This is a genomic window from Thalassolituus maritimus (assembly GCF_900156675.1).
Classification (GTDB): domain Bacteria; phylum Pseudomonadota; class Gammaproteobacteria; order Pseudomonadales; family Oceanobacteraceae; genus Thalassolituus; species Thalassolituus maritimus.
In genome coordinates this window covers 35,137-56,135 of record NZ_FTOH01000008.1, presented here as the reverse complement: position 1 = coordinate 56,135, position 20,999 = coordinate 35,137, and the positions used below count along the sequence as shown (strand labels likewise).

Genomic DNA, 20,999 nt, shown 5'->3' with positions numbered 1-20,999 from the left:
CCGTCGTTGTGCGCGCAAGTCTGCTCTCACCTTCAGGAATTGTCCACACTGGAACGGCGGATTTCCAGTAGTGTGTCGATCAGTTGTCCGGCGACGTCGATGCCGCTGTCGCGCGAAATTTCGCGAACACAGGTCGGGCTGGTGACGTTAATTTCTGTTAAGCAGTTACCAATGACGTCGAGGCCAACAAAATATAAGCCGCGCTTTTTAAGCTCTGGGCCAATGATGCTGGCGATGCGACGATCATCCTCCGAGAGCTCTTGTGTTACACCACGGCCACCGGCAGCCAGATTGCCGCGGGTTTCTCCCTGGGCCGGAATACGCGCAAGACTGTAAGGAACCGGTTCGCCATTAATCATCAGGATGCGTTTGTCTCCTGAGGTGATTTCAGGGATAAATTTCTGCGCCATGATCTGTTGGGTGCCATGCGCGGTCAGCGTCTCAATAATCACGCTGACGTTGGGGTCATCTTTTTTCAGGCGGAAAATGGAAGAGCCACCCATGCCGTCCAGCGGTTTGAAAATGACGTCTTCATGTTCTTTGTGGAATGCTTTAAGCAGGTCTGCGCGGCGCGCAACAATAGTTGGTGACATCAACTCAGGGAAGGCTGTCGCAAATACTTTCTCGTTGCAGTCCCGCAGGCTCTGAGGGCGGTTGGCGACGAGTACGCCTTCTTCCTCGGCGCGCTCCAGAATATAGGTGCTATAGATGAACTCGCTATCAAAGGGCGGGTCTTTGCGCATGATAATGATGTCGAGCTCGGCCAGTGGGCGATCTTCGAACTCACCAAGGTCGGCCCAGTGCTCCGGATTCATTGCTACCTTCAACGGTGCCATGCGACCGTAGGAGCGGCCTTTCTGTATGGAGAGGTCAGGCTGCTCCATATACCAGAGTTCGCAGCCGCGCTCCTGTGCTGCATTTAACAACGCAAGTGAAGTGTCTTTCTTGAAGTGGATCTCCTGAATGGGATCCATGATTACGCCAAGTCTGATAGTCATTGCGTCTCCGCTGCGTGGTCAGCCGCCATTCTGGCGGGAATAATTAATCGTCGGATTGTAACGTATCCTATTTGGCTTTTTCAGCGTTTTGTCTGACCTTTGTTAGCGACAGTCTGTTGCATCAGGCAGGGTTCCCGGTATGCTCTCTAGCCTGTCCGGGCGGAGTGTGATACAAAAGCGAAGCGTCCCGGTGGCCCCGGGGAAACGACTGATTTTCTGTATTCTTTCTATAGGACAGTCGGGGGCTCTTGCCGGTCTGAGGGTTGAGTCACAGAACTCTCTGGCCAATCAGAGTAAAACAACAACAGATAATTGGATGGTGAAAGGCCTGTCGTATGGACGATAATTTTCAAGATGTAAAGGTCATGGTGATTGACGACAGTAAGACGATTCGTCGTACTGCCGAAACCCTGCTGAAAAAAGTTGGTTGTGAAGTGATCACTGCCACAGACGGTTTCGATGCCCTGGCTAAAATCGCCGATACCGACCCGGATATTATTTTCGTCGATATCATGATGCCGCGCCTGGACGGCTATCAGACCTGCGCCCTGATTAAAAATAATTCCAAGTTTAAGTCTACCCCGGTCATCATGTTGTCGAGCAAAGACGGCCTGTTTGATAAAGCCAAAGGTCGCATCGTCGGGTCTGATGAATACCTGACCAAACCATTCAGTAAAGAAGAGCTGCTCGGTTCTATCCGTCAGCACGCGAAATAAGTAAGGGGTAAGTAGCATGGCACGCATTCTTGTGGTGGATGACTCACCAACGGAAACCGAGGCTTTCCGGGCGGTGCTCGAGAAAAACGGCCACGAAGTGTTGAATGCAGAAAACGGAGCTGATGGTGTCGCTGTTGCTCGTCAGGAGCTTCCGGATCTTGTTTTGATGGATATTGTCATGCCTGGCCTGAACGGCTTTCAGGCAACTCGTCAGTTAACCAGAAGCCCTGAAACCAAGAATATTCCCGTTGTGATTGTGACTACCAAAGACCAGGAAACTGATCGGGTCTGGGGGAAACGTCAGGGGGCTTCAGGTTATCTGGTTAAGCCCGTCTCTGAAAGCCGCCTGCTATCAGAGATCAACGCTTTGATCGGCTCAGAAGAAGGCTGAAGCCATGACACCATTTGCTCTGCTCACCGAGATGGAAAATCGCAGTCGACGCTTTGCGTCGCCACTGCCACAGCAGGTTGAAACCGTTTCGACCTGGCGCGGAATCGGATTTCTGCTGGGTAACGAGCAATACGTCGCCAACATGGCCGACGTAGTGGAAATTCTGCAGATGCCAAAAGTAACCCGGGTGCCCGGTGTGAAAAACTGGGTGCTTGGTATTGCCAACGTCCGTGGGCGCATGGTGTCTGTAATGGATCTTAATGGCCTGCTCGGTCAGCCATCACGTGGTAACTGGCGTAGTCAGCGCGTGCTGGTGGTTGAGCAGGATGAATACCTTACCGGCCTGCTCGTAGATGCAGTGCTTGGTATGCAAAGTTTTCCGGTAGACCGGGAGGTGCCTGTGCCGCAGGTGCCTGAAGCGCTCGCGCCGTTTGTGGCGAAAGCTTTTGAACGCGATGGCAGGAATTGGCCAGTCATGGAATTTGGTGAGCTGTTGAGGTCACCTGAGTTTATGAATATCGCCGTATAAACACGGAACGGAAAATAATAACAATTTACTGGCCCGTCGGGTCGGATCAGCATGCAGCGAGTTTGGAGAGGACGGCATGAGTGGAAACACAGTAAATCAGGGGAAAAAGAGTAACTTCAGTGCCATTGTACTGATGTTCGTTTTCCTGATCGGTTTCATTGGTATCACCATTGGGGTCAATATTTTGGCCACAAAGGATGAGCAGTATCTTGAGCACTCGGGTGAGTTGCGGGTTCTGTCTCAGGAATTGGCGAAGAACGCGGTAGAGGCCGCTGGTGGTAAACCAGATGCATTTACCCAGCTGCGCCAGGCGCGCGATAACTTTGATAAGCGTTGGGGATATCTTGTCGCCGGTGATGATTCGAAGAGTCTGCCCCCGTCAGAAGATGCCGCGCAGTCGGGAGTTCAGGAAACCTGGAACAGTGTTCGTGAAGATGCTGACCAGATTATCCGCTCTGAGCAGATCGTACTTTCGGTTCACGAAGTAGCCGAGCTTCTATCTGAAACCATTCCTCAGTTGCAGGTTGAGTACGATGAAATCGTAGACATCCTGCTTGAAAGCGGCGCACCTGCCGATCAGGTTGCGGTTGCTCAGCGTCAGTCCTGGCTTGCAGAACGTATTGTACGCTCGGTAAACAAAGTACTGGCGGGTGGTGATGATGCCGTTATGGCTGCCGATGCTTTTGGTCGTGACGCCTCGCTGTTTGGTCGGGTACTGAACGGTATGATTCAGGGCAACATCGCCATGAACATCTCTCAGGTTACGAACGAAGAAGCAGTTTATGCACTGGCTGAAGTTGCTGAGCTGTTCGAATTTGTATCAGGCTCTGTTGACGAAATTCTGGAAACCTCTCCTGAACTCTTCCAGGTTCGTGAAGCCTCCGACAATATCTTCCAGAATTCACGTGTCCTGCTTGAGCAGACATCGGTTCTGACGAATGAAATTCAGAACAATGCCGAAGAGCGGAACATGATTCAGCTTGGTGGTTATGTTCTTGCGTTTATTGCTCTCTTATTTGCCTACATATACTTCCGTACCGAGTCTAAGAGTGCTCGTGAGCGTGAGGAAGAAGCCCAGCTGCGGGAGCAGGATACCCGTCAGACTAACGAACAGAACCAGGTTGCGATTCTGCGTCTTCTTGACGAAATTGCTGATCTCGCAGACGGTGACCTGACAGCATCAGCGACGGTAACCGAAGACTTTACCGGTGCTATTGCCGACGCGATTAACTTCGCGATCGACCAGATGCGCGTACTGGTATCCTCGATTAATGATACTGCGGTACAGGTATCGTCGGCGGCTCAGGAAACTCAGGCGACGGCAATGCACCTCGCTGAAGCATCTGAACACCAGGCTCAGGAAATTGCCGGTGCGTCGGCAGCGATCAACGAAATGGCGGTGTCGATTGACCAGGTATCCGCCAACGCCTCTGAATCATCTGCGGTTGCGGAGCGGTCGGTTGCGATCGCGAACAAAGGCTCTGAGGTTGTACAGTCGACTATCAGTGGTATGGATAATATCCGTGAGCAGATTCAGGAAACGTCCAAGCGTATTAAACGACTGGGTGAATCCTCGCAGGAAATTGGTGACATCATCTCTCTGATTACCGACATTGCTGACCAGACCAATATTCTGTCTCTGAACGCGGCGATTCAGGCATCGATGGCGGGTGACGCCGGTCGGGGCTTCGCGGTGGTTGCGGACGAAGTACAGCGTCTGGCAGAACGTTCTGCTGCGGCGACCAAGCAGATTGAAGCGCTGGTTAAAACGATTCAGAACGATACCAACGAAGCGGTTATCTCGATGGAGCAGACCACTACCGAGGTGGTACGTGGTGCTCGTCTGGCACAGGATGCGGGTGTGGCGCTGGAAGAAATTGAAAGCGTATCGAATAACCTTGCAGAACTGATTCAGAACATCTCCAACGCGGCACGTCAGCAGGCGTCGTCTGCAGGTCATATTTCTAACACGATGAACGTGATTCAGGAGATTACCTCTCAGACGTCCGCTGGTACCACAGCGACCGCGAAGTCGATTGGTAACCTCGCTGAAATGGCGAACATGCTGCGTGAATCTGTGGCCGGCTTTAAGCTGCCAGAGACCGTGACTGACGCAGAATTTCATGAAGAAACCGAAGAAGAGCAGAGCACTCTCTGAGGGCTCTGACGCAACGGTCTGATACATGAGCCAGTCAATCCGAAATGGTCTGAGTACGGTCCCTGAGCTTGACGATGTGCAGTTTAATCGTTGGCAGGGGTTGCTGGAGGAGCGCACGGGGATGTTCCTGCCCCTGCAGCGTCGCTCCTTCTTACAGACCAGCCTGGGGCTGCGCATGCTGGAACTCGGCATCCGCGACTACGGCGAGTACTACGACAAGATTCAGGATGGCCCTTCTGGTGTGATGGAGTGGTCGACTCTGGTCGATCGGCTTACCGTCCAGGAGACGCGCTTTTTCCGTGATCCGGATGCGTTACAGCTGGTTGTCGAGCATATGCGTCGCCAGCGTCCGCGCCTGCAGGCTCGTGAAGAGACTATGGAGTTCTGGAGTGTCGGTTGTTCTTCGGGTGAAGAAGCCTACACGCTGGCTATGCTCGCCGAGGAAAATCTCGCATCAACCGGCCTGAAGTACTCTATTACCGGTACGGATATCTCTACGATTGTTCTTCGCAAAGCACGTAGCGGTCGTTACCCGTTGCGGGCGCTTGAGCGTATCCCGGTTGAGTACCACAACTGGGCCATTGCGCCCCTGTCTTCTCAGCAGGTAGAAGTGGCCGCTCAGTTACGTCGTCGTTGCTGCTTCAGTCAGGTAAATATTCTTAACCTTAAGAGCTGTCCTCTGCAGTCGCAGCATGTGATCTTCTGTCAGAACGTTCTTATTTATTTCCGTCGCTGGCGTCGTCGGGAAATTCTTGATGCTCTCGCGCAACGTCTCGCGCCGGGGGGCTTACTGGTTATCGGGCTCGGTGAAATGGTGGACTGGGAGCACCCGTTATTAGAATCGGTGCACAGTGGTCAGGTGACCGCGTTTGTCCGCAAACAATCCACATCGACAGGGGAGAGTGCAAGGCGATGAGTCAGGACTACATCGCCCTGGAATGGGTAAAAGGGGAAATTCAGGATACGCTGCAACAGGCTCAGCAGGCACTTGAAGCGTACGTTGAACATCCCGAAGACAGAAGTCGTCTGCGCTTCTGTTTAAGTTACCTGCACCAGGTGCATGGAACATTGCAGATGGTGGAGTTCTACGGAGCTGCGCTGCTGGCTGAAGAGATGGAAGCGGTTGCTCTGGCATTGACTGAGGGTTCCCTGAGTAATGAGCGGGATGGCCTTGAGGTACTGATGCAGGCCATTATTCAGTTGCCGCATTATCTTGAGCACGTGAAGGTCGGGCGTCGTGACCTGCCTGTGGTGCTGTTGCCAATCCTGAATGAACTGCGGTCTACCCGCGGTGAAAACTTCCTGTCTGAAACGTCACTGTTCACGCCTTACGTCGAGCACAACGCCCCGTTGACGGGAGCGCAGAAAAACCTGTTTACCCAACCCAATTTTTCGCCATGGCTGCGCAAAACGCGTCAGATGCTGCAGGCGGCGACTCTCCAGTTGCTGCAGGATCGCGACCCGGACCTGGCGAAACACTACATTAATAAGCTCTTCGCTAAGCTCAATAAGTCCATGGGTGGTACCCCTCAGGGGATTGTCTGGTTGCCTGCTCTGGCATTCAGTGAGTGGTTGCTGAAACAGGACAGCCTGCCAAAAAGCGCCAAGGTTCTGTTACGTCAGCTCGATCAACTTCTGAAAACCGGTCTTGATAAAGGGGTTGCGGCGATTAATCGTCCGCCCGCTGAAGAGCTGCTGAAAAATCTGTTGTTCTATGTTGCCCGCACTGATGCGCGTGGTGAAGCCATTCGTCTGGTGCAGAAGCGTTTCCGGTTGGCTGAAGCTCTGCCTAATGCGGAAGACGCAGAAGATCATGCGATGGGAGCTGGCTCGGATGCTGTATCGGGAGCATTGACTGCTCTGATCGAAGAGATTTCCACGGTCAAAGATGAGCTAGATCAGGTTGTACGTGGTTCTGCCGAACGCGAACCTGCTCTGACATCTATCCGCAGTACTGTCCGTCAGGTTGCCGATACTATGGGGATGCTGGGGTTAGGCATGCCACGCCGGGTAATGCAGGAGCAGGAAAGCGCGATAGTGTCGTTGCTTGAAGCCGAAGCCAGTGACGAGCAGGACAGTAAATTACTGGATGTCGCGGGTGCACTTCTGTACGTCGAAGCGACGTTAAACGGAATGATCCGTGATGGTGACACCACTAAGTCTGTCAGCGACAGCGCGATGTCCGACGCTCAGCGCGCTGTGCTTCGTGAAGCGCGTAATGTTCTGGAGCAGGTAAAAGACGGCGTTGTTTCCTACATCGCACATCAGTGGTCAACCGAGAAACTTCAGGAAGTACCGGCACTTCTGCACTCTATTGAAGGCTCTTTAAATATGATTCCAATGCCGCGCGTCGCGGTATTGCTATCTGATCTCTCAACTTTCGTCCAGCAGGCGCTGCTGGCAGACCGCCCAGCTCCGGAATGGGGCGTTATGGATATGGTCGCGGAAGTTCTCAGTGGTGTTGAATACTATCTTGAACGTTACTCTGACGAGTCAACGTCTACTGATATCGCGATTATTGAGCGCGCGGAAAATACTCTGAGTAAGTTGATGCAGCGCTGCGGTATTGAATCTGCGGCGTCTGAAGATCTCTCTGATGTTGAGTTACCGGAAGGATTTGCGGATGAAGCCGTCGATGTTACCAGCTTCTCTGAAGCGCTCGGTCTCGACGATGAGCTGATAGAAAGCAATCAGGATCTGATCTCCAATGTTGCCGAATCAGACGTGTCCGAATCAGACGTGTCCGAATCAGACGTGTCCGAATCTGATGAATTGCCGATTATTGAGCTCGAAGAGGATCTGGACGAAGAACAGCTGGAAGAGACTCTTAGCGAACCTGCAAACAACGCATTGAAAGACGCTGATGATGATCTTATCGACGATGAAATCATTGAAGTCTTCCTCGAGGAAGCAGAAGAAGTTACCGAAACTCTGGGCGAGTTCTGGCCTGCTTATCGTCAGAATCAGGATGACAGTGAAGCACTGACTACGGTAAGACGTTCTTTCCATACGCTGAAAGGCAGCGGCCGCATGGTGAAAGCGGATGATGTCAGCGAACTGGCATGGTCCGTAGAAAATATGTTCAACCGCGTGCTCGATGAGACGATTTCAGTCAATGATGACATGATTGCATTCGTCGATCGTGTGATTGAACAACTCCCCGGCCTGATCGAAGATTTTCGTGCGAAGCGTGCTGCTTCAATCGATGTTCAGCCATACATGGACTATGCCTTCGCCACGGCTGAGGGCAACCAGCCGGCGACTCTGCCGGGCTCATCTGCCGAGGGCGACTCAGCAGGTCCTGTGGAAGAAGCTGAATCAGACGTCGCAGCTGATTCGCGTATCGTTGAGGATAGTACCGCTGAGAGTAATGACGTTGAGAGTAGTGCAGACGATGCTATCGGCGTGGTGGAAGAGCCGGTCAGCTCAGAAGCGGCACAGGATGCCGATGCTCAGCAAGAGGCAGAAGATCGTGCCGCACTGCTGGAAATCTTTATTGCCGAAGCTGAAGCACACCTCGCGGTTGTCGATGAGTTTGTTACCGAGTCGAATGAAACGGCGTGTGGTAACCAGATCAGCGATGCACTGCAGCGAGCCCTGCATACTCTTAAGGGCAGCGCGCACATGGCAGAGCTGGCACCGCTCGCCGATGTCGCTTCTGTTATTGAAAAATTAACCAAAGAACTTCGTGCGTTTCGCTTACCGAATACGCCAGAACTGGCGTCGTTGCTGAACGATGCTTCTGTGGCTCTGCGCTCTTATCTGACTGTCGATCAGCTTATGTTGCTCGAAGATATGCCAGAAGCGCCCGCTTTAATCGAGCGCGCGGCTGCAATTGAAACTGAGCAGCTTCAGCCGATGTATCAGGGTGAATCGCCGGCGGGCATATCGACCGAAGCGATCAGTCACTTTCTGGCTTCTGGCATGGATTCGCTGATTGAGGCCGATGAGCTTCTGCAGACGTGGCAGGAAGAAGATCGCTCTGAGGTGCTCGACACTATTTCGGCAGATCTGTCATCAGCAGCACAGGCCGCAGAAGACGCAGGTATCCCTGCAGTGAAAGAAATGGCGCTGGCACTGCATCATTTTTATCAGGGCGCGCGCAACGCGGCGGCGCATCCTGAGCCTGAGTTAGTCGCTTTTATCAGCGATGCGCATGAAGAGCTGCTCAATATGATGGACTGCCTGGCGGCAGGCCAGGATCTTCCTGACGTGTCGGACACCGTCCGTCGCGTTCGTGATTGGCAGTTCCCTGAATCGCAGTTGCCTGATGAGCAAGCAGAAGAGCACGTTGATCAGCAGACAGAAGAACAGCCAGATGAATCCGCCGGGTCTCATGCTGGTGAGTCTTCCGTTGTGGAGGGGATGCTTTCTCTTAACGATGAAGAACTCCCCCCGGTTCCTGAGGTCGATGAGTCCTCTCTGAGTGAGCTCGAACAGGCCGATATTGAAGAGCAGGAAGACGACCTGATTCTGGATATCTTCCTTGAGGAAGCTGAGGAAATCACCGAAGCCATTGAGTCCATCGTACAGAAGTGGGAAAAGACCCCTGAAGATCTTCTGCCGGTTGCTGAACTTCAGCGTGAGCTGCACACCCTCAAGGGTGGTGCACGTATGGCCGAGTTGCCAGAAGTTGCTGATTTATGCCACGAGCTGGAAACACTCTATGAGCGCTTGAATGACGGTGTGATTGATCTTTCCGAAGATACATTGCCGCTGGCACAAAGTGCTCACGACTTACTGTTTACACAGCTGCAATCTGTGAGGGAAGGCAAGGGCCCGGAAAATCCCGAGCGCATGATTGAGGCTCTCAAAGTGGCCTCACAACGCAACGGTTCTGAGTCGAGCCCTGTTCAGGATACCGCGGAAGCGGATTCGCGTGCCTATACGGTGCAGTCTGAAACCGCGGATGAGAGCGACCGTGAAATTGTCGGTATCTTCCTTGAAGAAGCTGGTGAGTTGATGGAAGCGTTGGATGAAGGCGTTGAAGCATGGCGTGCGGAGCCTTCCTCGACACGGGGTGCCGACGAACTTCTGCGTGTGTTACACACCTTGAAAGGTGGCGCTCGCCTCGCTGGGTTATCAGTCATCGGTGATACCGCCCATAACTTCGAATCAGACATCCAGAAGGCGCTGTCGCGCGAAGCGCGCTTTGACGACACCTTCTTCATGCACCTCAATGAACGGCAGGAAAACCTGCAGTCAAAGATTGATGATGTAGCCAACCTGCTCGACAGTGACGGCGTGCTCGTGCTCGGAGAAAAAGAGCTGGTGGTCGATGCTCCAGTGTCTGCTCAAGACGTTGTTGCAGATACCGACGGACAGACGGATGCCCCTGTTTCCCTGAGCGATGATGTGTCCGACGAATCACAGGTCGACACTGAAGGCGACGAGGGATCATTAGCCGTTGTACCTCTGCCCGGTAAAGAGGTTGAGATGGCGCCGGAACGTCCGGCTCCGGCGATGGCCCAACAGCGAAAAGCACCTACTGAACTGGTGAAAGTTTCAGCCGATCTGCTCGACAGCCTCGTTAATCTGGCCGGTGAGACGGCGATTGGTCGGGGGCGTCTGGAAGAGCAGGTCAGCGATTTCGCGGGGACTCTCTCAGAAATGGATCAGACGCTGGACCGGATGCGCGACCAGCTGAGACGTCTGGATATTGAAACTGAAGCTCAAGTGCTGTTCCGACAGGAGCGTCATGGACCGGATTACGAAGACTTTGATCCACTGGAAATGGACCGCTATTCGGCGATGCAGCAGCTTTCGCGAGCATTGATGGAGTCTGCGTCCGACCTTATCGATCTGAAAGAAACGCTCTCGGGCAAAACCCGTGACGCTGAAACTCTTCTGCTGCAACAAAGCCGGGTGAATACGGAGCTGCAGGAAGGTCTGATGAAGACCCGTATGGTTCCTTTCCAGCGTATGGTGCCGCGCCTGCGTCGTATTGTTCGCCAGGTCAGCCTTGAACTGAATAAGCAGGTCGAGCTGCGGGTTAACAACGCCGATGGTGAAATGGACCGTACCATCCTCGAACGTATGATTTCTCCTCTGGAGCACATGGTCCGCAATGCCGTCGACCATGGTATCGAGAGTAGGGAGCAGCGCCGTGCAGCCGGTAAACCCGAGAAAGGCAGCATTGAGCTGGATATCCGCCGTGATGGTGGTGATGTTGTTCTTACTCTGCGTGACGACGGTCAGGGCATTAACCTTGATGCGGTTCTGAAGAAAGCCCGTGAACGCGGCATGGTGCCAGACGGTGTTGAGCCGACTGAGCACGATATTATGCAGTTTATTCTGCAACCTGGTTTCTCTACGGCAGAGGTCATTACGCAGATCTCTGGTCGTGGTGTCGGTATGGATGTCGTCAGCAGCGAGATTAAGCAGATGGGCGGCAGTGTTGAAATCCGTTCTGAAGCTGGGACAGGCAGTGAATTTGAAGTTCGTCTGCCGTTCACTGTGTCGGTCAACCGGGCACTGATGGTTCGCATAGGTGAAGACTTGTATGCCGTTCCTCTGAATAACATTCAGGGTATCGTTCGTGCTTCTGTCGCCGAGTTACAGAACCTCTACGACCAGCCTGAAGACGAGCGCTTCTTTAATTACGCCGGTCGCGATTACCAGCTGGGTTATCTGGGGGCGATGCTCGATGAGCACTCTCATCCGAAGATCTCGGGTCAGCACATGCCGCTGCCTTTGCTTCTGGTTCGCGGTCAGGTTCCTTTTGCTTTGCAGGCTGATGCACTGCTGGGCTCGCGAGAGATCGTGGTGAAGAGCCTTGGTCCTCAGTTTGCTGGAGTGCGTGGTATTTCAGGTGGCACGATTCTGGGGGATGGTAGTGTTGTCATCATTCTCGATCTGCCAGCCATGATCCGTACCTATACCAGCCTTGAGTATCAGCAGGCCAAAGCGCTTGATAATAAAGCGGCTGAAGCGCGTCATGAGCAAGAGCGTCGCCTGCCTAAGGTACTGGTTGTTGATGACTCGGTGACGGTACGTAAGGTAACGACACGTCTGCTCGAACGCCACGGCATGGAAGTGATGACCGCGAAAGACGGTATGCATGCCATGGAAGTCCTGCAGGATGTGAAACCCGACGTCATGTTGCTTGATATCGAGATGCCTCGTATGGATGGTTTTGAAGTAGCGTCACTGGTTCGCCACGATGAGCGCCTGAAAGATCTTCCGATCATCATGATTACTTCGCGGACCGGTGATAAACACCGTGAGCGCGCGAGAAGCATTGGTGTGAATGAATATATGGGTAAACCCTTCCAGGAAGAAGCACTGCTGGAAAACATCAATGCCTTCCTGGGGCATGAGGTTTACTGAGTGGGCAGCCCAAGAGTCGCTGTGATTAACAGCGACCTTTTGCAGCAACGCATATTGGCGGAGTCACTGGAGCGGCTTGGGTTTGAGGTAGTACTGAATGTACCTGCCGCGAGAATGACCCTGGCGTTGATCAGGGAGACTCAGGCAGATGCTTGGTTAGTCACTGTTCGCGACGACGATGAAGTCTGCGGCGAGAGCTTTGATTCTTTACTGGACGGAGAAGCGCCTGTTCTCGTCGGTATGGATGACGCACCGGATAACAATTGCACCAGCTTCTTACGTTGGGAAAAGAAGCTGCTGACTAAGCTAAGGGATCTCACGGATACTCCGGCGCCTGCGGCTGAAGTCAGCCAGGTGCCATGGGCGCAGAAACAACACAGAGAGATTCTGCTTCCAGCAGTATTTGCGGATGACACACGCAAGCTGCCCTTGCATATATTTGTTCTGGGCGCCTCTTTGGGTGGGCCAGAGGCCGTGAAAGAGTTTCTCGACGTGCTGCCCGAAGGTTTGCCTGTTGCGTTTGTGTATGCCCAGCATATTGACCAAAGGTTTGAGCAGGCATTGTGTCAGGCTGTTGGTAGACACTCTGCGTACCAACTTAAAAATGTTGAGAATGCTGCGGTTTTGGCCGCAGGAGAAGTACTGATTGCGCCGGTATCGACGACCTTCGACCTTGTCGGTCTGGACCGTATCAGTGTTGGGACTAGCCCTTGGGATGGCCCTTATGGTCCGTCTATTGATGGTGTTATCGACGTGGTGTTTAATCACGCCCGACAGCGGTTCGGCTGCATCCTCTTCAGCGGCATGGGAAGCGACGGTGCTGAGAGTATATCGGCGCTGCCAGAGGGTACAGACATTTGGGTTCAAGCCCCTGAAGGCTGCGGTAATGCCTCCATGCCTGAAAGCGCGATACACACTGGAAAAGTAACCTTCGTAGGCGATTCGTATCAGCTGGCGCTAAAGCTGGTTGAACACTTGAAAGAGAAATGGACAGAGAATTATGAGCGAAAACCAGATCACCAGTGCGGATAATAAGCCTGAACAGGTCGATTGCCTGCTGGTGCCGTTAAAGGATCGCAATCTTATTCTGCCAAACGTTACGGTGGCGGAGGTCATTCCGTTTTCGCACCTGTTGACAACGAATGCCAGCACAGACTGGATTCTCGGTCGTCTGGACTGGCGTGGGACCCTGGTTCCGGCTCTGTGTTACGAACTGATGAGTGGCCAGGCTGCACCGGCACCGAATCCGGATGCACGTTTTATTATCGTCAACGGGGTAAATGCTAACCCTCAGATGCCTTTCTATGCCATTCTTGTGCAGGGTATCCCTCGCTTAATGCACGTTGGCGAAAATGATCTTCAGGAAGTTGAAGCCATGGGCATGGGACAGTTTGATAAGGTCGCAGTGACCTTTGAAGGTGTTACCGCGATGATTCCGGATCTGGACAGCGTCGAGCTTCAGGTTCAGGCGACTCTGTGATATTCAGATTGATCACGTATTAGCTACCTTAGAGATATCGTTCTGTTTCCTAATTTTCCATCTGCCTCAAAGGCTCTGCTGGCTGGTGTCACGCAAACTCGGTTCTGGCTGTTCGTTCTTCTCGGGGTTTGTGTTGCCGCTCAGCCATGGCACCGTGGAACGGGGGTTCTGGCTTTTCAGTTGGCAATTCTGCTCAGTTGTGTTATCGCGTTCAGAGATGCGGACTTTCTTAAACACCTCTATCGATATCGTTGGCTGGCTGGGAGCCTGGGCTCGGTCGCTCTTGTTTCTGTGTTTTCATGGGTGTTTCGGGAATATGAGGCTGCGCCCTTTCGCTCGGTGAAACCTTACCTTACCCTAGTTGCTATCATTCCTCTGGTACTTGCAATGAGGACGTTGAACTTCAGACGTGGGCATATTTCACTCATTACAATTCTTGCCGGTTTGTCCTTAGGAACATATGCCCTTAGTGAGGTTTGGGAGGGAACTCATGGCCGCTGGGATGCTACGGAGAATGCGGTTGAGTTCGGTAATTATGCAGCGCTTATTGGTGGTCTATTACTCATCCTCAGCACGCAACTCCATACAGCAAAGTGTAAATGGCCAATTATAGGATTGTCTCTCGTAGGATCATTAGCGGCTTTTTATGTCTCATACAAAAGCGGTACACGAAGCAGTGCAGGCATAGCCCTTTTAGCGGCTTTTTGTGTTTGTGGTTATCTACTTTTTTCATTAAAGAACTGGTTCGTTCTTGCACTGCTCGGCACGTGTTTTGTCGGTGCAGCTTTTACGATCTCAGAGACAGGGCGCTTCAGCACTCTTGAAAGTGAGCTATCTAAGGCATTCGCAGGGGGCTATTCTTCGGGCTCTCTTGGGCAACGTCTCGAATTATGGAGGTTGAGCGGGTGTATCGTGAGCGAGTTCCCTGTTCTGGGAGCGGGTACTGGTTCATTTAAATATGCGCAGCTGGATCACTGGCCAGAGAGCTGCGGTGTTCGGCTCTGGGCTCCGAAAGGCTATTATAGTCAGGCTCATAGTGCTTATTTTCAATCTTTGGCTACCATGGGGTACCTGGGACTAGTAAGTCTCATGGCACTTTTTGCGATGCTAATAAGTGCAGCACTACTCAATATCCGTTCGGGCGGGCTTTTCTTAGCTTTCGTGGTCAGCTCTTTTATGGTTGCTGGAATAACTGTAGATCTGTTTTTTAAAGACTTTATGGTCGCACGGTTCGTACTTTTGACCAGTCTGTGCTTGGTCTGGTTACAGCACAACGATACCGGCGGACTCAAAGGTGTAACGTAAGGCATTCCCCTTATCTGTACGATTCTGATAGAGCGTATCCATGCCTACTGAAATGACTACGCTGTCTGACAGCAGCATTTTTGCGTTAATCAATGCGGTCGAGGTACAGCCCAGAACGTATGAATAGTGAGTTTTGCTGTATAACTCTTCTGCACAGAAAATATCTTCTTCAATAACTTTGTAGCCGTTGTTGAATTCCTGATTGCTTGATCTCGGGTGGCCAAGGTAGTGAACCTGGTCGACGTTCAGTCGTTCGACCTCAAGCTTGAGGCGGTTACTGATTGTAGTCACTTCGTGGGCTGTTGCCAGATTGAGGTCAAGAAGGCGTTGTCCGATAACCAGGGCTTTCTTTTTCTTCTTAGGCTCAGCTCTGCGTTCAATGGCAATATCGATATGCCTGAGCTTATCTTCCGGGTAATTCGTTTTAATGCCAGAAAAAGAATACAAGACATCAAACAGAGGATCGTCAATTCCAATGCGGCAGCCTGAAAAGTAATGATACTTGAGATCCGGGAACGGTAAATATTTCAGATATCGTAATCTGGTTCTCAGCGATACTTTTGAGGTTTCGTCGGTTGATTCAACAATGGTATTGAGAATGCCGTCCGGAACCATTCTGAGTCTGAGTGGCACTTGACTGAAATTGCGCTGAAGAGCGTGTATCACCAGATTCTGGTGAATCTGATCGATCCGGGGGGTATGGAGCAGTATTCGTGAGAAAGGTTTTGCTGAGCGTAGTTTGTTGACTACGGAACTCAGGCACCGTTTAAGCTTTATGATCTTTTGCAACGTACCCGACCAGTCTCGGTCGAGGTAGGTATGGTCTACACCGCGTGCTGTGAGCTTCTGAGATAGAGATTCAGAGTAAGAGAAAACGATCACCTGTTCCGGTGACGTTATTTTTATAATTTCCAGGCTCGCGAGATACTGGAGTTCCGTCTCTATGACAAATAAAGCGATGTCGCCGTGTGTCTTCATTGATTTTGCTGTTGCCCGGTTGCTTACTTATTAATGCTTTGACAATAAAGATCAAGCTCAGTCCCTTTCAGGCTTGAAGATTCTAAGCTGTTGAGCAGGTTCCTGATAGCCTTGCGGTGTTTCTTTTCAAACACCTTACGGCGCTTGTAGCGCTTTGCCCCTGTATCAATAAACTTCAGTTCCATGGTTTCTGGATGACAAAAAATATTATCAAGGTGGAGGTCTGAATAAAGAACGGAATGCTGTTTTAACGTTTGCAGTGTGATTCTAATCTGATCGGTCAGAAGCGAGACCTGCTGGTCGTTCAGATCCTTCTGTATATCAGAGAGAGAGAGTAAACCTGATTCCGTCAGATTTTCCATCAGGTAATAGCCGATATACAAGGCGTTGCGTGGGATTGGAAAAGAAATGCCCATCTCATACACTTCCGGAGCACCAATCCCAATAGACCGTAGAAGCTGGGCACCCGTGTACTCAGTATGGGTTCTGCTTCGCTTCCAGAAAACCTTAACATGCTCATGCCAGGTCCGCGCTTTCACCAGTTTCAGAACCATTGATGTCCCTGAGAGCATGCCTACTGTCGATACATGATGGTCGAGCAGGATTTCACCCAGAGTAAGTTCGCGGCCCTGTCCTGCATTGCCAGAGGTTCGTAAAAAGTGCTGTATAAGTGTCTTACTGTTGTCTCTGTGTATTCTGGTCAGCACGTTACTATTTCCAGTATTCTCTGATCCAGGGCGCTTCCTTCCATACCCCCCATGGACCGTTCATAACATCAACAGGATCGGGTTTTCCATGGAATATGACGATTTTTGCGCCTTGCGGTAGTTGCGCATATCCTTTGGTTGTTGGAAACATGTCGAGTTTAAGAAGTATGCGGCCGATAGCTCCCCATGTGCGCTTAGCCCGTGCATTACATTGCTTCTTGAAGGAGATCACCCATTCGCGGGGCCATTCATTCATGTGCTGTGGAATGGCCTCTGCAATCCAGTCCTGGTCGCCGTGAAGTCGCTCAATAATACTTTCTTTGTTCTCCCAGAAGCGTTCCCAGACTTCTGTCTGGCTACCTATTTCCAGGCGGAATACAGAGCTGTTGAAACCTTTTTTCAGGTCTTTGATGATACGGAATGTGCCTGGTTCATAAGTGAAAAGCTCATCCATGTTTGCGGTGATCACAACATCCAGATCGAGGAAAATTGTGGTGCCTGAGATATCGAAGAGTTCGGATTTAAACAACATCAGCTTATACCACCATCCCTTGATACCAAGATCAGGTAACATGCGGAAGTTTATTCCTTCATCGAGACCCTCTGGGTTGTCTGTGATGCAGTAGAACTTTATCGGCACTGTGGTATTACGGCGAACCATATTATGCAGACGATTCACGAATTCAGCGGGGTACTTAGAGCCCCATTTTAAGCAGACGACGTTATACATGGATCGCTATTTTAAAAGTCTGACCGGTATAGAACCGGGGTGATATTTATGTAATCAGCTGGCGTTCAGCGCTTGCGTGATTACCTTAGTAGGGTGTGGATCTTCACAAATGATACCGAGGTCAAGCAGCGTGCTTTTTCTCTCTTTTGGGACTGTTAAACGGTCAATTTCCTGTTCCAGTTGTCCTGAATCATGGAGCTTAACCCAGCGTCTGTAATGGTTCCCCATTTTCGATACGCCTTTTTTCAGTAATGCCGAGCGATTTTCAATGTTTGCTACAAAAGACTCCCGGGACCTGATCGGATAGTGATAGACCGTAATTCTTTCTGACTGTTTCTGATTTAACCAGCCCCAGGCGTGCCAGGCTCTATGGTTTCCACCTTTGATTCTCAGCATGCCGGGGCTACGGACAATGACTTTACCGTGGATATTTCCGAGCATAATGGATCGCTCGACCTCTTCCACTTCACCACCTTTCCGGTAGTTTATCGGCGAAGAGACACATAGGTTCTGTGTGAAAAAATCTGCTCCACGATCAAATGCTTCACGTTCGAAAAGTATATTTTTGCGCTGGCAGTGAATGATCGACCCTGTTTGTGTCAGCTCATCTTTCAGGTTACACCCTGGTGACGGTATCCAGAACTCATCTGCATCGTTGGCGATTGTCCAGTCAGCACCAAAATCCTTTCGCGCCATCTTCGCCATCTCGGTTTTCCAGTTACTTTGTTGGTAGTCCAGAGTAGGGCGCTCAATTACTGTAATTGGCAGGGTATTGGCGAGTGCACGAACGATTTCCAGGGTGCCATCTGTCGATCCGTTATCCATAACAACGAAACTATCCACACCTAAGGCGGCGTGGACCCGGATGTTTTCAGCAATAATGTCTGCTTCATTTTTAATGAGCAGATTCATCGACAGATGCATAGAAATGACCGTTCGCGTAAAGCGCCCAATCATATCTCAGAGATTAATTTATGTACACGTCATCAACTACGCTGCATCTGGGACAGCCATGCATGCATTGTTACCGGCTTTCTCAATAGCCCCGTTTGACAGTGCCGCGAACTTTTTTTCGAGTGACTTCCAGGACTTGTTAATAAAGTATCGTGATAGCGCTGGAATCCGGATGTTTAGGGGGTTTACCCCCGGGTTGCTGACTCCATCAACGATAACTAAACGCGGATGACCATTCTGGACCTGGCACATGATGTTGTTAGGGCTGAGATCCCGAACGCAGATCTGTTGCTCCAGCAGGTATTCACGGAGCTCATCCATAAGGGCTCTGATCGTGTTTTCGGGAAACTCTTTATTTCGCACGGCGTTTGACAGGGTGGAGGCTACTTCTCCGTTATCGTTTAACATCAGCTCGCAGGCCGCGCCTTCTCCGCGGCTCGTCTTGATAGTACCCAGGTAGTGCGCCAACTTCGACGTATCTACGCCTTGCTTTAGCAGATAGGCAAAATATGCTCTCTCACGACGTGTTTGCTTTTGTGGCTTGCGTGACACCTTGATGCACTGATTATTGATGAGCGGGTGGCGATAGCAATCTCGGTCTCGCCCCTGGCCTATCAATTCTGCCTTGGACAGATCGATAATATCCATAGAGGTACCCTTAATCTTTACGGTTGTCACTCTATTGTCATTGTTTTGTGTATTGGGTTCCAGTTTTTGTAGGCCAATTGACTATTCCCTCAGCGGCACAATAGAGAGCTAATAGGCCAATTCACGGGCTTGGTCGCAATATGTATCAGGCTTAGGGTGGTGTTCCCTGAGATACTTCATTGGCAGCAACGCTGGTCACGCCAATCCGAGAAAAAAAGTGCTCAAACTCGCTGGCGAGAGGTGCCTCTGGATTTTTAATCGATATGATCTGCGCGTCGGGACGCAGCCAGCGCCCATTGATCAGTGTTGAAGACAGATCGCCGATGATTGTGGTTTCAGGGGGGAGTAGAGGGAGGATCGCTTCAAACGGTATTCGATGGGGAATGACATAGGCGCCAGCCCGGTTTTCAGCCTGTAGAATATCTGGATTAGTGTTGCGAGGATGGTACTTGACGCCGACCTTTCTGCCCTCGTTGATTATCTCTGCCATCACAGAATCCATCGCATCCCGATAGCCATCTAACTTAGTGATAATCGACTCATGAGGGAGCGTAAGCACTGCACCGAGATCTTTCAATGTCTGCGGATCAGCGCCGAAGTGCTCGACCAGAAGTGAGCAGAAGTCCCGTACTGTAGGGTTGTCAGTGTGGGCAGGCTGAAGAGGATGGAGCTTCTTTCGTGCCAGTAACGGGTGAACCAGATCAGGGAAAGCTGCATAGACGTCTGAAATCCATTGGGATGCACCGATGGTCGGTGGATTCTTCCACCAGAAGCCGTACGTCAGTTTTTTCAGCCAGTTATCAACAATACGATCTGAAAAGCTGGCTGAAGCCTCGCGTCCTACATATGTGAACGTGCCTTCATCCATGTAGATGCCTTGCACGTCACTGCGTTTGGACGTCGCGCAATGCATTGCGTACTGAAACTCAATACGTCGATCATTCCCAGTGAAGAGTTGTCCTGGTTCGTTCCGCGTGACCCATTGCTCAATTTCCGCAAATACGTGTTTACGGTTTGCCAGTTTCGCTTTGGTGCCTTTGATATGACCCTGACTGATGCGCACTTCACTGAACGGCGAGTTATGCCAGCTTTTAATGAGATCGAAGTAAGGGTTGTTTTCTACGATAGGTTGATCAATCAACCACAGGCATGCAGGGGTGCTGGGCGTCTGACTGGCGATCGCCACCGAATTCAGAATATGTAAGGGTGTCGATGCCAGAAAGAGTTGCTGAGACATGGGTGTGTCCGATTAAACCAAATTACGCCACACACGCAGGCTGGCTTCAGACTGGTTGAGGGTATAGAAGTGGATACCCGGTGCACCGCCTTCTAACAGGCGATGGCACATTTCCGTTACCACCTCTTCGCCAAACTGCTGGATAGATTCGTTGTTGTCACCATAGGCTTCCAGTTGCTTGCGGATCCAGCGCGGGATCTCAGCGCCACAGGCATCAGAGAAGCGAGCCAGTTTGCTGTAGTTGGTGATCGGCATGATGCCCGGGATGATCGGGATGTCGACACCCATATCACGCACACGATCAACGAAGTTGAAGTAGCTGTCGGCGTTGAAGAAGTACTGAGTGATCGCGCTGTCTGCACCGGCCTTCACTTTGTTGACGAAGTGTTCGAGGTCTTGTTCGAAGCTAGTCGCCTGAGGGTGCATCTCTGGGTAAGCCGCGACCTCAAGAGTGAAGTGATCGCCGGTTTCTTCGCGGATGAACTCGACCAGTTCGTTGGCGTAGCGCAGCTCGCTGCTGGCGAGACCGGCTCCGCTTGGCAGGTCGCCGCGGAGTGTAACGATGCGATCGATGCCGAGGTCCTTGTATTCATTCAGCAGTGAGCGCAGATCGTCTTTGCTGTCACCCACGCACGACAGGTGAGGGGCTGCAGCAATACCGCGCTCCTGAATGGCTTTGACGATGGCGTAGGTGCGGTCGCGGGTAGAACCACCGGCACCGTAGGTCACCGAGAAAAACTCTGGGTTAAAGGCAGCGAGTTCGTCGCGCACTTTCAGGAGTTTTTCTGTCCCTTCCTCGGTTTTGGTCGGGAAAAATTCAAAACTTAAGGTCGTCATCT

At 51.5% G+C, this 20,999-nt stretch carries 17 protein-coding genes; 9 read left to right on the top strand and 8 right to left on the bottom strand.

Annotated features, from left to right (window positions below):
• Positions 1–32: 32 nt before the first annotated feature.
• Positions 33–998: a glutathione synthase gene (gshB, locus tag BW941_RS13125; RefSeq protein ID WP_076516789.1), complete on the bottom strand. Its 966-nt coding sequence runs from the start codon at positions 996–998 to the stop codon at positions 33–35.
• Between the two features lie 335 nt (positions 999–1,333).
• On the opposite strand from gshB, the gene pilG reads away from it, so the two are divergent.
• The 9 genes from pilG (at position 1,334) to BW941_RS13080 (ending at position 14,906) form a co-directional block, all read left to right on the top strand.
• Positions 1,334–1,714 (top strand): twitching motility response regulator PilG, encoded by a 381-nt coding sequence (pilG, locus tag BW941_RS13120; RefSeq protein ID WP_068442958.1) that lies wholly within the window; start codon positions 1,334–1,336, stop codon positions 1,712–1,714.
• A gap of 16 nt (positions 1,715–1,730) precedes the next feature.
• The gene (gene pilH, locus BW941_RS13115; RefSeq protein WP_068442955.1) at positions 1,731–2,105 is read left to right on the top strand and encodes a twitching motility response regulator PilH; all 375 of its coding nucleotides are present in this window, start codon (positions 1,731–1,733) and stop codon (positions 2,103–2,105) included.
• Positions 2,106–2,109: 4 nt separating this feature from the next.
• A complete protein-coding gene (locus tag BW941_RS13110) occupies positions 2,110–2,634 on the top strand; it encodes a chemotaxis protein CheW (RefSeq protein WP_068436642.1) in 525 nt (174 codons plus the stop codon).
• A gap of 76 nt (positions 2,635–2,710) precedes the next feature.
• Complete coding sequence (locus tag BW941_RS13105; RefSeq protein ID WP_076516787.1) at positions 2,711–4,792, top strand: methyl-accepting chemotaxis protein; 2,082 nt, start codon at positions 2,711–2,713, stop codon at positions 4,790–4,792.
• A gap of 25 nt (positions 4,793–4,817) precedes the next feature.
• On the top strand, positions 4,818–5,708 hold the full coding sequence (locus tag BW941_RS13100; protein ID WP_076516785.1) for a CheR family methyltransferase: 891 nt from the start codon (positions 4,818–4,820) through the stop codon (positions 5,706–5,708).
• Entirely contained in the window at positions 5,705–12,121 is a 6,417-nt protein-coding gene (locus BW941_RS13095; protein WP_076516783.1) for an Hpt domain-containing protein, read from the top strand. The genes BW941_RS13100 and BW941_RS13095 overlap by 4 nt, the downstream gene beginning before the upstream one ends.
• 21 nt (positions 12,122–12,142) lie before the next feature.
• Positions 12,143–13,153, top strand: a complete 1,011-nt coding sequence (locus BW941_RS13090; protein WP_139325848.1) for a chemotaxis protein CheB — start codon at positions 12,143–12,145, stop codon at positions 13,151–13,153.
• Complete coding sequence (locus tag BW941_RS13085; RefSeq protein WP_076516779.1) at positions 13,122–13,601, top strand: chemotaxis protein CheW; 480 nt, start codon at positions 13,122–13,124, stop codon at positions 13,599–13,601. The genes BW941_RS13090 and BW941_RS13085 overlap by 32 nt, the downstream gene beginning before the upstream one ends.
• Before the next feature lie 180 nt (positions 13,602–13,781).
• The gene (locus BW941_RS13080; RefSeq protein WP_076516777.1) at positions 13,782–14,906 is read left to right on the top strand and encodes an O-antigen ligase family protein; all 1,125 of its coding nucleotides are present in this window, start codon (positions 13,782–13,784) and stop codon (positions 14,904–14,906) included.
• On the opposite strand, the gene BW941_RS13075 is transcribed toward BW941_RS13080, so the two are convergent.
• The 7 genes from BW941_RS13075 to metF all read right to left on the bottom strand — a co-directional run bounded on the left by BW941_RS13075 (position 14,865) and on the right by metF (position 20,997).
• On the bottom strand, positions 14,865–15,884 hold the full coding sequence (locus tag BW941_RS13075) for a polysialyltransferase family glycosyltransferase (protein WP_076516775.1): 1,020 nt from the start codon (positions 15,882–15,884) through the stop codon (positions 14,865–14,867). The two genes, BW941_RS13080 and BW941_RS13075, sit on opposite strands and share 42 nt — an antisense overlap.
• 23 nt (positions 15,885–15,907) lie before the next feature.
• Positions 15,908–16,438 (bottom strand): protein kinase family protein, encoded by a 531-nt coding sequence (locus BW941_RS13070; RefSeq protein WP_139325847.1) that lies wholly within the window; start codon positions 16,436–16,438, stop codon positions 15,908–15,910.
• A 157-nt stretch (positions 16,439–16,595) separates the two neighbouring features.
• The gene (locus BW941_RS13065; RefSeq protein ID WP_139325846.1) at positions 16,596–17,270 is read right to left on the bottom strand and encodes a hypothetical protein; all 675 of its coding nucleotides are present in this window, start codon (positions 17,268–17,270) and stop codon (positions 16,596–16,598) included.
• A gap of 105 nt (positions 17,271–17,375) precedes the next feature.
• The gene (locus tag BW941_RS13060) at positions 17,376–18,245 is read right to left on the bottom strand and encodes a glycosyltransferase family 2 protein (RefSeq protein WP_076516769.1); all 870 of its coding nucleotides are present in this window, start codon (positions 18,243–18,245) and stop codon (positions 17,376–17,378) included.
• Between the two features lie 66 nt (positions 18,246–18,311).
• A complete protein-coding gene (locus BW941_RS13055) occupies positions 18,312–18,923 on the bottom strand; it encodes a YrbL family protein (protein ID WP_076516767.1) in 612 nt (203 codons plus the stop codon).
• 151 nt (positions 18,924–19,074) lie between these two features.
• Positions 19,075–20,160 carry a polysialyltransferase family glycosyltransferase gene (locus BW941_RS13050; protein WP_076516765.1) on the bottom strand — a complete coding sequence of 362 codons (1,086 nt, stop codon included), beginning with the start codon at positions 20,158–20,160 and terminating at the stop codon, positions 19,075–19,077.
• 12 nt (positions 20,161–20,172) lie between these two features.
• Positions 20,173–20,997 carry a methylenetetrahydrofolate reductase [NAD(P)H] gene (metF, locus tag BW941_RS13045; RefSeq protein ID WP_076516763.1) on the bottom strand — a complete coding sequence of 275 codons (825 nt, stop codon included), beginning with the start codon at positions 20,995–20,997 and terminating at the stop codon, positions 20,173–20,175.
• Between the last annotated feature and the right edge of the window lie 2 nt (positions 20,998–20,999).